The organism is Pantoea sp. alder81 (genome assembly GCF_020179835.1).
In the GTDB taxonomy this organism is placed as follows: Bacteria; Pseudomonadota; Gammaproteobacteria; order Enterobacterales; family Enterobacteriaceae; genus Pantoea.
This window is the reverse complement of the sequence record NZ_JAIUDA010000002.1, coordinates 795,751-809,137: the sequence shown is the minus strand read 5'-3', so window position 1 is coordinate 809,137 and position 13,387 is coordinate 795,751. Positions and strand designations below refer to the sequence as shown.

The 13,387-nt window shown below is 52.7% G+C and carries 12 protein-coding genes and 4 tRNA genes; 5 read left to right on the top strand and 11 right to left on the bottom strand.

Translation table 11 applies throughout. From position 1 onward, the window contains the following. Nucleotides 1–264 precede the first annotated feature (264 nt). The 5 genes from crr to cysZ form a co-directional block, all read right to left on the bottom strand. The gene (gene crr, locus LBW88_RS08690) at nt 265–768 is read right to left on the bottom strand and encodes a PTS glucose transporter subunit IIA (RefSeq protein WP_034825872.1); all 504 of its coding nucleotides are present in this window, start codon (nt 766–768) and stop codon (nt 265–267) included. Between the two features lie 42 nt (nt 769–810). Beyond that, on the bottom strand, nt 811–2,538 hold the full coding sequence (ptsI, locus tag LBW88_RS08685) for a phosphoenolpyruvate-protein phosphotransferase PtsI (protein WP_224930778.1): 1,728 nt from the start codon (nt 2,536–2,538) through the stop codon (nt 811–813). Nucleotides 2,539–2,697: 159 nt separating this feature from the next. After that, complete coding sequence (gene ptsH, locus LBW88_RS08680) at nt 2,698–2,955, bottom strand: phosphocarrier protein Hpr (RefSeq protein WP_034825876.1); 258 nt, start codon at nt 2,953–2,955, stop codon at nt 2,698–2,700. A 386-nt stretch (nt 2,956–3,341) separates the two neighbouring features. Then, on the bottom strand, nt 3,342–4,313 hold the full coding sequence (gene cysK, locus LBW88_RS08675; protein ID WP_224930781.1) for a cysteine synthase A: 972 nt from the start codon (nt 4,311–4,313) through the stop codon (nt 3,342–3,344). A gap of 140 nt (nt 4,314–4,453) precedes the next feature. Continuing rightward, nucleotides 4,454–5,212, bottom strand: coding sequence for a sulfate transporter CysZ (cysZ, locus tag LBW88_RS08670; RefSeq protein ID WP_224930784.1), 759 nt, complete (start codon nt 5,210–5,212; stop codon nt 4,454–4,456). 217 nt (nt 5,213–5,429) lie between these two features. Here cysZ and zipA point away from each other — a divergent pair, with 217 nt between their 5' ends. The 3 genes from zipA (at nt 5,430) to LBW88_RS08655 (ending at nt 8,727) form a co-directional block, all read left to right on the top strand. Beyond that, complete coding sequence (zipA, locus tag LBW88_RS08665; RefSeq protein ID WP_224930787.1) at nt 5,430–6,416, top strand: cell division protein ZipA; 987 nt, start codon at nt 5,430–5,432, stop codon at nt 6,414–6,416. Between the two features lie 72 nt (nt 6,417–6,488). Next, nucleotides 6,489–8,507 carry an NAD-dependent DNA ligase LigA gene (gene ligA / locus LBW88_RS08660; RefSeq protein WP_224930790.1) on the top strand — a complete coding sequence of 673 codons (2,019 nt, stop codon included), beginning with the start codon at nt 6,489–6,491 and terminating at the stop codon, nt 8,505–8,507. Between the two features lies 1 nt (nt 8,508). Next, nucleotides 8,509–8,727, top strand: coding sequence for a DUF3820 family protein (locus tag LBW88_RS08655; RefSeq protein WP_224930793.1), 219 nt, complete (start codon nt 8,509–8,511; stop codon nt 8,725–8,727). Between the two features lie 31 nt (nt 8,728–8,758). On the opposite strand, the gene LBW88_RS08650 is transcribed toward LBW88_RS08655, so the two are convergent. After that, on the bottom strand, nt 8,759–9,760 hold the full coding sequence (locus LBW88_RS08650) for a bile acid:sodium symporter family protein (protein ID WP_034825889.1): 1,002 nt from the start codon (nt 9,758–9,760) through the stop codon (nt 8,759–8,761). Between the two features lie 99 nt (nt 9,761–9,859). On the opposite strand from LBW88_RS08650, the gene LBW88_RS08645 reads away from it, so the two are divergent. After that, complete coding sequence (locus tag LBW88_RS08645; RefSeq protein WP_224930796.1) at nt 9,860–10,780, top strand: LysR family transcriptional regulator; 921 nt, start codon at nt 9,860–9,862, stop codon at nt 10,778–10,780. Here the strand turns inward: LBW88_RS08645 and LBW88_RS08640 are convergent. The 5 genes from LBW88_RS08640 to LBW88_RS08620 all read right to left on the bottom strand — a co-directional run bounded on the left by LBW88_RS08640 (nt 10,777) and on the right by LBW88_RS08620 (nt 11,670). Then, entirely contained in the window at nt 10,777–11,127 is a 351-nt protein-coding gene (locus LBW88_RS08640) for a FlxA-like family protein (RefSeq protein WP_224930799.1), read from the bottom strand. The genes LBW88_RS08645 and LBW88_RS08640 overlap by 4 nt on opposite strands. A 148-nt stretch (nt 11,128–11,275) precedes the next feature. Next, nucleotides 11,276–11,351 (bottom strand) — tRNA-Lys (locus tag LBW88_RS08635). Between the two features lie 4 nt (nt 11,352–11,355). After that, nucleotides 11,356–11,431, bottom strand: a tRNA-Val gene (locus tag LBW88_RS08630). A 41-nt stretch (nt 11,432–11,472) separates the two neighbouring features. Further along, nucleotides 11,473–11,548: transfer RNA gene (locus LBW88_RS08625), tRNA-Val, on the bottom strand. A gap of 46 nt (nt 11,549–11,594) precedes the next feature. Then, a tRNA-Val gene (locus LBW88_RS08620) sits at nt 11,595–11,670 on the bottom strand. A gap of 273 nt (nt 11,671–11,943) precedes the next feature. Here LBW88_RS08620 and gltX point away from each other — a divergent pair. Continuing rightward, on the top strand, nt 11,944–13,365 hold the full coding sequence (gene gltX, locus LBW88_RS08615) for a glutamate--tRNA ligase (protein WP_224930802.1): 1,422 nt from the start codon (nt 11,944–11,946) through the stop codon (nt 13,363–13,365). Nucleotides 13,366–13,387: the final 22 nt, after the last annotated feature.

The following is a 13,387-nucleotide window of genomic DNA, read 5'->3' as shown; positions in this document are numbered from 1 at the left end:
GGATGACACATAGTGTAGTGGTCTAATCATTTAGGACACAGCCAGAGGTTTTTCTGCGTTTGCCTTTCTTTTTCAGCGTTGCGGATTGCCAGCCCCTGAACGGCACCAGCCTGCACGGCAGCAGCAGAGGTGCTCTGGCCCGCACCCCGTCAGTCTCCCCCAAACAAAAAGCTGCCACTTTTAACAGTGACAGCTTTTGCAATTGAGGCTTTAACTGACAAGCATTACACCCATTGGGTGCCGCTTTTACTATCCAGACGCTGCTTACTTCTTGATGCGGATAACCGGGGTTTCACCCACAGTCACCTGACCGGAGAGTTTGATCAGGTCTTTGATTTCGTCCATGTTCGAAATCACAACCGGCGTCAGCGTAGATTTTGCTTTCTCTTCCAGCAGTGGCAGATCAAACTCGATCACCACGTCGCCTTTTTTCACTTTCTGGCCTTCTTCGGCGATACGCTTAAAGCCTTCACCTTTCAGTTCAACCGTATCGATACCGAAGTGGACGAACAGCTCGATGCCGTTGTCAGACTCGATTGAAAAGGCGTGGTTGGTTTCGAAAATCTTGCCAATGGTACCATCAACCGGTGCAACCATCTTGTTGCCGGTCGGTTTAATGGCGATACCATCACCCACGATTTTCTCAGCAAATACCACATCAGGTACGTCTTCGATATTCACGATTTCGCCTGACAGAGGCGCAACGATATCAATAGTCCCTGACGCGCTCTCTGATTTTTCGCCAAAAAGTTTAGAAAACAAACCCATGATCTTCTCCTAAGCAGTAATTTGGGGCCAGCGTCTCGTGGATCAGCAGAGCGTTTTTTCTTTAATGAACTTGTTCACCAGGTTCATCAAATCTTCCGCTGTGGGTTGAGCCAGAGCCTGCTCCGCCAATGCCTTCGCATCTTCGAAATTAGTATTACGAATAATCTTCTTGATGCTCGGGATTGAAATGGCACTCATGCTGAATTCGTCCAGCCCCATTCCCAGTAACAGTAGTGTAGCACGTTCATCACCAGCCAGCTCACCACACATGCCGGTCCATTTCCCTTCGGCATGTGATGCGTCGATCACTTGCTTAATGAGGCCGAGTACCGATGGCGTCATTGGGTTATAGAGGTGTGAAATCAAATCATTACCACGATCGACCGCCAGAGTATACTGCGTCAGGTCATTTGTCCCAATACTAAAGAAGTCGACTTCTTTCGCCAGATGGCGCGCAATCACCGCTGAAGCTGGCGTTTCCACCATAATGCCCACTTCAATGGTCTCATCGAAGGCTTTGCCTTCTTCGCGCAGCTGGGTTTTCAGCAGCTCAAGCTCGGCCTTCAGTGCACGCACTTCTTCCACCGAAATGATCATCGGGAACATGATGCGCAATTTGCCGAAGGACGATGCACGCAAGATAGCGCGCAGCTGAGCATGCAGAATCTCTTTACGATCCATGGCGATACGAATCGCACGCCAGCCGAGGAACGGGTTGTCCTCTTTCGGCAGGTTCATGTACGGCAAATCTTTGTCGCCGCCGATGTCCATGGTACGCACGATGACTGCCTGAGAGCCCATGGCTTCAGCTACCGCTTTATACGCCTGGAATTGCTCTTCTTCGGTTGGCAGCGAGTCACGGTCCATAAACAGGAACTCGGTACGATACAGGCCCACGCCTTCAGCACCGTTGCGCTCTGCACCGGCGACATCACGCACGGTACCGATGTTGGCGCACACTTCAACCTGATGACCGTCCAGCGTGATAGCTGGCAGATCTTTCAGTTTCGCCAGTTCGTGTTTTTCTGACAGGTACTGTGTCTGGATGGCTTTCAGCTCTTCCAGCACGTCTTCAGTTGGGTTGACGTAAATCTTGTTGTTCACGCCATCGATGATCAGGTAATCACCATTTTTGACGGCGGTGGTCACGTTACCGGTACCCACAATGGCTGGTATTTCCAGCGAACGCGCCATGATGGACGTATGCGAAGTACGGCCACCGATATCGGTGATAAAGCCCAGCACTTTCTTCAGGTTCAGCTGTGCCGTTTCTGACGGCGTTAAGTCTTTCGCCACCAGGATAGATTCTTCAGCAATCGCACCCAGATCGACAATATGCAGACCCAGAATGTTTTGCAGCAGACGTTTACCGATGTCACGCACGTCAGCCGCACGCTCTTTCAGGTATTCATCGTCGAGTTCTTCCAGCGCTTTGGCCTGGCCATCAATGACAGAGTACGCCGCAGCGTCAGCCGTTGCGTGATCTTTCTTAATCAGGTCGATGATTTCCTGCTCAAGCTCTTCGTCTTCGAGCAGCATGATGTGACCTTCAAAGATCGCCGCTTTCTCTTCACCGAGGGTTTCACCGGCTTTGACGCGGATGGCTTCAAGCTGAATGGCTGCTTTGCCACGTCCATCAAGGAAGCGCTGAACTTCTTGTTCAACCTGATCGTCGGTAATTTTTTTACGGCTGATGACGATCTCATCTTCCTTCAGCAGAAGTGCTTTGCCGAAAGCGAAACCTGGTGATGCTAAAATGCCTGAAATCATAACCCTACCTTTTAATCACGATGGCTCATTGACCCAATGCGTTGCCACTGTCGCGGAACAGTACTCTAAGGAAGCAAGAACGCGGACAGGTTGTCCGCGATCAAGATATTTGCACTCAATGGGGCAAAGGAGTCGGTTTAGTTGCTTGCCTGAGCGGAATTACTCCAACTCAGCCATCAGTTTCACCAGGTGCTCAACCGCTTGCTGCTCATCTTCACCTTCAGCAGACAGCGTAACAACCGTACCCTGAGTCAGACCCAGAGTCTGCAGTTTGAACAGGCTTTTCGCGCTGGCAGATTTGCCATTAGAGGTCACAGTGATGTCTGACTGGAAAGCCTTAGCTTCTTTCACGAACTGAGCTGCAGGACGGGTATGAAGGCCGTTAGGTGCGGTAATGGTAACTTCTTGCTGGAACATTCTATTTCCCCAACTTTATCAGGTTTGGTGTTATGGATCTAAAGTCTAGCCTGGAGCCGTCACTTTAGCCTGTATAGGTGCGCTGGTGTGGCATTAAGCTGACCAAAAAATGCGCTTAGTAATGTGTGTCTTTCAGCAGCAGATCAAAAACTGTGCGAAAAGGTCACCTTGCTAAGTATGCCGTGATTCGCCGTTTCGCCAAATCAGTAATTCCATTCAGCTTGATCCACTTCAAAGCCAGATTAATTTCAGGCACCGAAATAATTGGGAGCTTAAATACCAGAGCCGCGTCATTGAAATCAATCTGTCTGGTGATAAAAGTGAGATCTGCGCCACAAAAAAGCACCCATTTGGGTGCTTTTTTCGTCGTTTTCAGACTTTGGAGGTTACTGCTGCAGCTCTTTTTCAGTGAACAGATCGGCAAACAGGGCGGTACTTAAATAACGCTCGCCGGAGGAGGGCAGGATCACCACGATATTCTTGTTGGCGAACGCTTCATCTTCCTGCAGCTTCAGCGCCGCAGCGACTGCCGCACCTGAAGAGATTCCGGCCAGAATGCCTTCTTCTTCCATCAGCTGACGTGCAGTGCTGATGGCTTCTTCGTTGGTGATCGCGACAACCCGATCAACCAGTTTGAGATCAAGGTTGCCGGGAATGAAACCTGCACCGATGCCCTGAATCTTGTGTGGACCTGGTTTGATCTCTTCACCCGCGATAGCCTGGGCGATAACCGGAGAGTCAGTAGGTTCCACGGCCACGGTGATCAGCTCTTTCTTGCCTTTGGTATTTTTGATGTAACGACTGACGCCAGTCAGCGTGCCACCGGTGCCTACACCCGCAATGAACACATCCACTTCACCGTCTGTGTCTTCCCAGATTTCCGGGCCGGTGGTTTTTTCGTGGATTTCCGGGTTAGCCGGATTGCTGAATTGCTGCAGCAGCACGAATTTGTCAGGATCGCTCGCCACAATCTCTTCCGCTTTGGCAATCGCGCCTTTCATGCCTTTTGGACCTTCAGTCAGCACCAGATTTGCACCCAGCGCTTTTAACAGCTTACGACGTTCAACTGACATGGTTTCTGGCATTGTCAGCGTCAACTTGTAGCCACGCGCTGCAGCCACGTAGGCCAGCGCGATACCGGTGTTACCACTGGTCGGTTCAACCAGCTCAACGCCCGGCTTAAGAATTCCGCGTTTTTCCGCGTCCCAAATCATATTGGCACCGATACGGCATTTGACGCTGAAGCTCGGGTTACGCGACTCGACCTTTGCCAGGATGCGTCCATTACCGATGCGGTTCAGTCGAACCAGCGGCGTATGACCAATTGTCAGAGAGTTGTCTTCATAGATCTTACTCATAGCTCGTCCTTAACTGTATGAAATATTGGGAACCCTCAGAGCATACCTGTTCTTCCCGCGTGCGGAAGGAAAGAAATCGCATATCTATATAGCGCACAACCATAAGCCTTACGCAAAAATGCATAAGGCTTTTTGAAGCATTAACGGCGTGCGTGTTGCAGGCGATAGCGATCGACCCACATCGCGGTAGCACCACATACTGCCACTGGCATGATGGCAAGGTTCAGAATCGGAATCATGGTGAACAGGCTGACCATCGCGCCAAATTGCATGTTCGCCGTTTTATGCTGGCGTAACGCATTGCGCATCTGATGAAAACTCACTTTATGGTTATCAAATGGATAGTCGCAATACTGTATTGAAAGCATCCAGGCACTAAACAGAAACCATAATATCGGCGCCACTGTTTGTCCAAATCCGGGGATAAAGTAAAGCAGCAGCAATCCCAGTGCGCGCGGCAAATAGTAGCCAAACTTCTGTAATTCACGCTTCATGATCCGTGGGATATCTTTAAACATCGCCATCCAACCGCTATCGGGCAGCGGGTTACCGGTGAGGCGGCCCTCCAGTTGCTCGGCCAGCAATCCACAAAAGGGTGCGGCAATCCAGTTCGCGATAGTGGAGAAAAAGTAGCTGAACACCAGCACAATCGAGATGACTGAGAGCGGCCACAGTAAATAACTGAGCCACTGCAACCAATCAGGGATGTGTGACATCAAGGCCGGAATCCACTGTCCGAGTCGTTGAAACAGCCAGACAAAGGCGCCTCCCAGCAGCAAAATGTTCACCAGCAGAGGAATAATGACGTAACGACGGATGCCGGGCAGACGCACCAGCCTCCAGCCTTCGGCAAAGTAATGAATACCATTTAATGATGAGGGCGATTTCTCAACGGGCATAGCGAGCCTTTCTCCTTTATGTGGCGGCGCGAACATCATAACCTGGCTTTTTGTCGGTGGCAGGCGCACTTTGCGCGAAAAATCAGCAAAAAAGCGTGGGGCAGCTATCTTATTTGTCAGAAAATACTGCACAGACTTGCACTTGTGTAGCTGGGCAAATACAGTTAGAGGATAAAGTTTGCCGTGGTGGCAAGGTATTGGAACAACAGAGAATACAATGATGCAGGATTTGCGTCTGATATTAATCGTTGTTGGCGCGATCGCCATAATAGCGTTGCTACTTCACGGACTGTGGACCAGCCGTAAAGAGCGCTCTTCTGTGTTTCGCGATCGCCCGCACAAACGTCTGAAACAGCGCGAAGAAGCGGATGAAGATCTGCTGAGCGAAGATGAAGATGATGGCGTCGGCGAGGTTCGTGTCCGTCGCGATCGTGACGCTCACGTCGAGCCAGAATTCGACGCACCTGTGACTAAGCCTGTCAGTGCGCCACGTGCGCCTGAACCTGCGCGTCAGCCGTTCCCGCGTCATGAAACCCCATTGATGGGCGATCCGCTGCTGGATGATGAGCCAGAAGTGCGTCAGCCTGCGCCACAACCGGCGGTGGCAAGACCCGCGCCGCAGCCAAAACCTCAGCCCCAGCCCGTTCAGGCCGATCCGTTATTGGATAATGAGCCACTGTCGCCGACTCAGCCCGCGCCTGAATTCCAGGCTGCTGAAGAGCCAGAATACGAAGAAGATGCGCCGGCTGCTCACGAAGAACCTCAACAGCCTGTAGCTTCAACTCAGAGAAAAAATGAAGCGGTACTGGTGCTGCATGTTGCCGCCCATGCCGGTGGCGAACTGAACGGAGAAGCACTGCTGCAGGGTATTCTGCAAGCGGGCTTCCAGTTTGGTGAGATGAACATCTTCCATCGTCACCTGAGCCCAGCGGGCAGCGGCCCGGTGCTGTTCAGTCTGGCAAATATGGTGAAACCGGGCTCTTTCAATCCGGACACCATGGGCGATTTCAGCACGCCGGGCATCTCCATCTTTATGATGGTGCCGTCTTACGGTGATGCGAACCAAAACTTTAAGCTGATGCTGCAATCTGCTCAGCGTATTGCGGATGATGTTGGCGGTGTGGTTCTTGATGATGAGCGTCGTATGATGACGCCGCAGAAACTGGAAACCTACAAAACGCGTATTCGCGAAGTTATCGGTTGATAACCGCTAGCTAAATCAAATATTAACGAAACAACCCCCGCATGTCGGGGGTTTTTTATCGGATAAGACACTATGAAATCGGTTCAGGAGCAGATCACCGCGCTGCGCACCTCGTTACGTCACCATGAGTACCTCTATCACGTGATGGATACGCCGGAAATTCCGGATGCAGAATATGACCGGCTGATGCAGCAACTGCGCGAACTGGAAGCGGCACACCCCGATCTCATTACACCCGATTCGCCGACACAGCGCGTGGGCGCGGCGCCGCTGGCCGCCTTCGAACAGGTGCGCCATGAAGTGCCGATGCTGTCACTCGACAACACCTTCGATGAAGCCGGTTTCCTTGCCTTCAATAAGCGCGTCCAGGATCGCCTGAAAAGCAGTGATGATCTGACGTACTGCTGCGAGCTTAAGCTGGATGGTCTGGCGGTCAGCCTGTTGTATGAAGATGGGCTGCTGGTGCGGGCGGCGACACGCGGCGATGGCACCACGGGCGAAAATATTACCGCCAACGTGCGCACCATCCATGCTATTCCACTGCGCCTGCACGGCGACAACATTCCTGCGCGTGTTGAAGTGCGCGGCGAGGTCTTTATGACCGAGGCGGGCTTCGAGAAGCTCAATGAAGATGCGCGCCGTACTGGTGCCAAAGTGTTCGCCAACCCGCGCAACGCCGCTGCGGGATCGCTGCGTCAGCTTGATCCGCGCATCACCGCTAAACGCTCTCTGACTTTCTTCTGTTACGGTTTCGGCCTGCTGGAGGGCGGTGATATGCCCGCCAGCCACTGGCAGCGCCTGCAGCAATTTAAAGCCTGGGGTTTGCCCGTCAGCGACCGCATTCGCCTGGCGCATACCGCGGAAGAGGTGCTGGAATTTTATCGTCAGGTTGAGCAGGATCGTCCGTCACTCGGATTTGATATTGATGGCGTGGTGATCAAGGTCGATTCGCAGGCACTGCAGGAGCAGTTGGGCTTCGTCGCCCGCGCCCCGCGCTGGGCTGTGGCCTTTAAATTCCCAGCGCAGGAGCAGATGACCTTCGTGCGCGATGTGGAATTTCAGGTAGGACGTACCGGTGCGATTACGCCTGTCGCCCGTCTGGAGCCGGTGCAGGTAGCCGGGGTGGTGGTGAGTAATGCCACACTGCACAACGCCGATGAAATCGCGCGTCTTGGCCTGCGTATTGGCGACAAAGTAGTGATTCGCCGTGCCGGTGATGTGATTCCGCAGGTGGTTAACGTGGTGGAATCCGAACGTCCGGATGATACCCGCGAAATTGTCTTCCCCAGCCATTGCCCGGTGTGTGGCTCTGACGTGGAGCGCGTGGAAGGCGAAGCCGTTACTCGCTGTACCGGTGGGCTGATTTGTGGTGCTCAGCGTAAAGAGGCGCTTAAGCATTTTGTTTCTCGCCGTGCGATGGATGTTGATGGCATGGGCGACAAAATTATCGATCAGCTGGTTGAAAAAGAGTATGTGCACACGCCGGCCGATCTGTTCCGTCTTACGGCGGGCAAGCTGACGGGACTGGATCGCATGGGGCCGAAATCGGCACAAAATGTGGTGGATGCACTCGAAAAAGCCAAACTCACCACGCTGCCTCGCTTCCTTTATGCGCTGGGGATTCGTGAAGTCGGTGAAGCCACTGCGGCCAATCTGGCCAATCATTTTGGCGATCTTGAGAAGGTAATGAATGCCGATCTCGATGCGCTGATTGCGGTACAGGACGTGGGCAAAATCGTGGCCGCGCATGTACGTAATTTCATGGAAGAAGAGAGCAATCGTGAGGTGATCCGCGAACTCACCCAAGAGGTGGGCGTGCATTGGCCACAGCTGGAAGTGGTGAATGTTGAAGAGATCGACAGCCCATTTGCCGGCAAGACCGTGGTGCTGACCGGTTCGCTGTCGCAGATGAACCGTGATGATGCTAAAGAACGTTTAGTGGCGCTGGGTGCGAAAGTCAGTGGCAGCGTGTCGAAGAAGACGGATTTGTTGATTGCCGGTGAAGCGGCCGGTTCCAAACTGGCGAAAGCGCAAGAGCTTGGTATTCCGGTGATCGACGAAGCGGAAATGATTCGCCTGCTGGGAGCTTAGTGTGGATAAATTTCAGCTGGTTGAAATCGCCAATACCGCGATGCCGTTCGGCAAGTATAAAGGCCGTATGCTGATTGATGTGCCGGAAGAGTATCTGCTGTGGTTTGCACGTAAAAACGAGTTTCCCGCTGGAAGGTTGGGTGACCTTATGCAGCTGACCTTAGCGATCAAAATTGAAGGATTGCAGGAGTTGGTTAAGCCACTCAAACGCAGCGAATAATAAAATGGCCCGCAATTGCGGGCCATTTTACTTATGATTTCTGTACTTCGACTTGCTGCTGAGCCAGCCGCTTCTCATTGCCCGCTTTATAGCGCTGGGCGATGAACGAACAGACCATCAACTGCACCTGATGGAAGATCATCAGTGGTAGCACGATAATCCCCACGGAACTGGCCGGGAACAGGATATTGGCCATCGGCACGCCATTGGCGAGACTCTTTTTCGAACCACAGAACAGCACCACGATTTCATCGGCACGGCTGAAGCCGAACAAACGCGAGGCACCTAGGTTAATCGCCAGCGCGACAAACAGAATCAGCACGCTACCCGCCAGAATCCACAGCAGAGTATCCACACCCACACGATGCCAGATACCGTTGACCACGGCTTCACTGAAGGCGGAGTAGACCACTAACAGAATCGAGGTCTGGTCGGTTTTACCAATCAGGCTACGATGTTTTTCCACCCAGCCGCCAATCCAGCGACGTGACATATGGCCAATCACAAACGGCACCAGCAGTTGCAGCATGATTTTGCCAATCTGCTCCAGGCCATTGCTCGGCGCATCGCTGTGAACGTTCATCACCAGATTTACCAGCAGCGGCGAGATGAATACGCCTAGCAGGCTAGAGGCAGATGCGGCACAGACGGCCGCCGCAACATTGCCGCCCGCCATGGAGGTGAAAGCGATGGCAGACTGCACGGTGGCAGGCAGAATACAGAGATAAATGAAGCCGGTATAAATCTCCGGACCGACGTTCACCGGATGCCACCACACCAGCAGTAAACCGAGAATCGGGAACACCACGAACGTGCTGCACATGATCCACAGATGCAAACGCCAGTGGCTACTACCGGCAATGATTTTCTCACGTGACAGCTTGGCGCCGTGCATAAAGAACAGCAGGGCAATGGCGGCGGTGGTCAGGTATTCAAAGAAATCGACAAACCCGCCTTTGGCCGGGATGAAGCTGGCCAGCAGCACAGTGATGATGAGTTTGACCATCATCGGGTCGAGTCGTAAAAAGCCCATTGTTACAATCCGGTTAAAAATAAAATGATGGTGCTGATTGTGCGCCAGCTGGGTTTAGAAATAAAATTGATTTATTGCATCAATCTATGAGCCAAATCGATGAATTATACCTTACGTCAGTTACGCACTTTTGTGGCCGTGGCGCAGCAAGGCAGTTTTAGCCAAGCAGGGCAGGCGATTGGTCTGAGTCAGTCGGCGGTCAGCCACAGTATTAAAGAGCTGGAAGCGGAAATAGGGGTGCGTTTACTGGACCGCACCACGCGTGAAGTGATGCTGACGGAAGCGGGGCACCAGCTGGCATCGCGCCTGGAGCGTTTGCTGGAGGAGTTAAATACCACGCTACTGGATGTCCGAAGCTACGGCGAACAACGCAGTGGCACCGTGCGTGTTGCCGCCAGTCAGACGCCCTCGGCGAACCTGATGCCGCAGTGTCTGGCCAGCAGCCAGCAACGTTATCCGGATATTCGCGTCATTCTGCACGATCGCGCTCAGCAGTCAGTGCTGCAAAGCGTACGCAATGCGGAAGTGGATTTTGGCATTGTCATTGGGCCGCTAGGGGATGCCGATCTGGATTACGAAGCGATTTTGCAGGAGCCGTTTCTGCTGTTGTGTCATGCGGATGATGAACTGGCCCAGGTCGAGCAGGCGGAATGGACGATGCTGGCGGGGCGCAACCTGGTTTTGCAGGATTATGCCTCAGGAAGTCGACTGCTGGTGGATGCGGCGCTACAGCAGTTATCGATTCAGGTGCAGGTGGTGCAGGAAATTGGTCATCCCGCCACGTTATTTCCCATGGTGGAAGCGGGCATTGGCATCAGCATTTTACCTGCGCTGGCGCTACCGTTGCCTGCAGGGCGTAAACTGACGGTGCGGCGACTCTATCCGGAAATTCATCGCAATCTGATGCTGATTAAACGCAAAAATCGCTCTCTGACACCCGCCGCGGAAGCCATCTGGCAGGAAGTGCGCCAACAGGCAAGCCTGCTGGCGCAACAACGAGCACTCAAACCGGCGTTTTAGACGTAAACGTTAATTTGATTAGACTCGGTCGGACGGTTAATGCCATCGGCTTTCTGGGCGCTGGTTGCACTTTCCGTGGTGGGCTGCTGTGCTTCCTGTTTCTGTTGCGCTTTTTCTGCCGCCTGCTGCTCGATTTGTGCAATTTGCGCTTCAATCATTTGAATCTGCGATTGCAGCATCTGTTCCTGTTCAGATTTTTGTTCATCTGTCAGGGAATCATCGCTGGATAAATCTTTAATTTCTTTGGTGATGCTTTGAATTTGTTTATTCAGGCTGGCGACTTCTGACGTCGACCCGCCACCGCTGCTTGCGGTACTGACACTGCTAACACTTGAGATAGTAGACATGGTTTTCTCCTTGCAATAGACCATTATCGTTATCGGCAAGGGGATAAAGCGGCTTGAGCGCGTAAAGCGTTAAGTGATCGCAAAGGTTTTGTCAGGATGGGGCGAATCGCAGATAGCAAAAAGGCGCCTTTAGGGCGCCTTTTTACATTGGTGGGTCGTGCAGGATTCGAACCTGCGACCAATTGATTAAAAGTCAACTGCTCTACCAACTGAGCTAACGACCCGAAGTGGTGGGCGATGACGGGCTCGAACCGCCGACCCCCTCCGTGTAAAGGAGATGCTCTACCAACTGAGCTAATCGCCCACTTCGGAACTGCTTAACAAGAGTGTCATCTGACTAAGATATGGTGGGCGATGACGGGCTCGAACCGCCGACCCCCTCCGTGTAAAGGAGATGCTCTACCAACTGAGCTAATCGCCCATATCTTACTCTTCAAACTCTTGCACACTGCGAGCCACTTTTAGAGTGGTGGGTGATGACGGGCTCGAACCGCCGACCCCCTCCGTGTAAAGGAGATGCTCTACCAACTGAGCTAATCACCCCCGCTGTGTGGAGTCGCATTATAGGGATCCAGCGAAGTGAGTCAACGCTTTTTAAAACATAAATGTGCGTTCGCTTTAAATTTAGGCAGCATGCCGCGCTTTTAGCCAATGTGCTGGTTTTATTAGCAGAAAAACGCACTTCAATCTGTGATGCCGCCGCGAGAGTCATTGAGGAAAGCGTCCCACCTGCTAGAATATGCGCACTGTTTTTTCGCGTTAACCCGTTTTTTTGTCATCCAGATAAAGAAACCTGCGCATCTAAGGCAATGCTGAATGAAAATCAAAACTCGCTTCGCACCCAGCCCTACTGGCTATCTGCATGTGGGCGGTGCCCGTACTGCTCTTTATTCCTGGCTTTATGCTCGCCATAACAAGGGCGAATTCGTTCTGCGTATCGAAGATACCGATCTGGAACGCTCAACGCCGGAAGCCATTGAAGCCATCATGGATGGAATGAACTGGCTCAACCTGCAGTGGGATGAAGGTCCTTACTATCAGACCAAGCGCTTTGACCGTTACAACGCGGTGATTGATGAAATGGTTGAAGCAGGCTCGGCTTATAAATGTTACTGCTCTAAAGAGCGTTTAGAAGCGTTGCGTGAAGATCAGATGGCGAAAGGCGAGAAGCCACGTTATGACGGTCGTTGCCGTGACAGCCATGAACATCATGCGGCGGATGAGCCTTGCGTGGTGCGTTTCCGTAACCCACAAGAGGGTTCGGTGATTTTCGATGACCAGATCCGTGGCCCGATTGAGTTCAGCAACCAGGAGTTGGATGATCTGATCATCCGCCGTACCGACGGTTCACCGACCTACAACTTCTGTGTGGTGGTGGATGACTGGGATATGGGTATCACTCACGTGATCCGTGGTGAAGACCATATCAACAACACGCCACGCCAGATCAACATCCTTAAAGCGATTGGTGCAGAAGTGCCAACTTACGCGCACGTCTCCATGATCCTGGGTGATGACAGTAAGAAGCTGTCGAAACGTCATGGTGCGGTGGGTGTGATGCAGTACCGTGATGACGGCTATCTGCCGGAAGCGTTGCTCAACTATCTGGTGCGTTTGGGCTGGTCACATGGCGATCAGGAAATTTTCAGTGTGGCAGAGATGGCCGAACTGTTTACTCTGGATGCCGTGAGCAAGTCTGCCAGTGCGTTTAACACCGAGAAACTGCAGTGGCTGAACCATCACTACATTAATACGCTGCCGCCGGAATACGTGGCAACGCAGTTGCAGTGGCACATTGAGCAACAGAATATTGATACCCGCACCGGCCCGGAACTGGCGAAGCTGGTAACGCTGCTGGGCGAGCGTTGCAAAACGCTGGTCGAGATTGCGGCTTCTTGTCGTTACTTCTATGAAGAATTTGAAGCCTTTGATGCTGATGCGGCCAAAAAACATCTGCGTCCAGTTGCACGCCAGCCATTGGAAGTAGTGCGTGACAAGCTGGCAGCGCTGAGCGACAGCGAGTGGAACGCGGAGAATGTGCACAACGCGATTCAGGGTGCTGCTGATGCGCTCGAGTTGGGCATGGGCAAAGTGGGCATGCCACTGCGCGTAGCGGTGACCGGTGCAGGTCAGTCTCCGGCACTGGATGTGACGGTTGAAGCGATTGGTCGCAACCGCAGTGTTGCTCGTATCGAAAAAGCGCTGGCCTTCATTGCTGAGCGTGAAGCCCAGGCTTAATTGAGTCAGCGGCAGCCTGTAG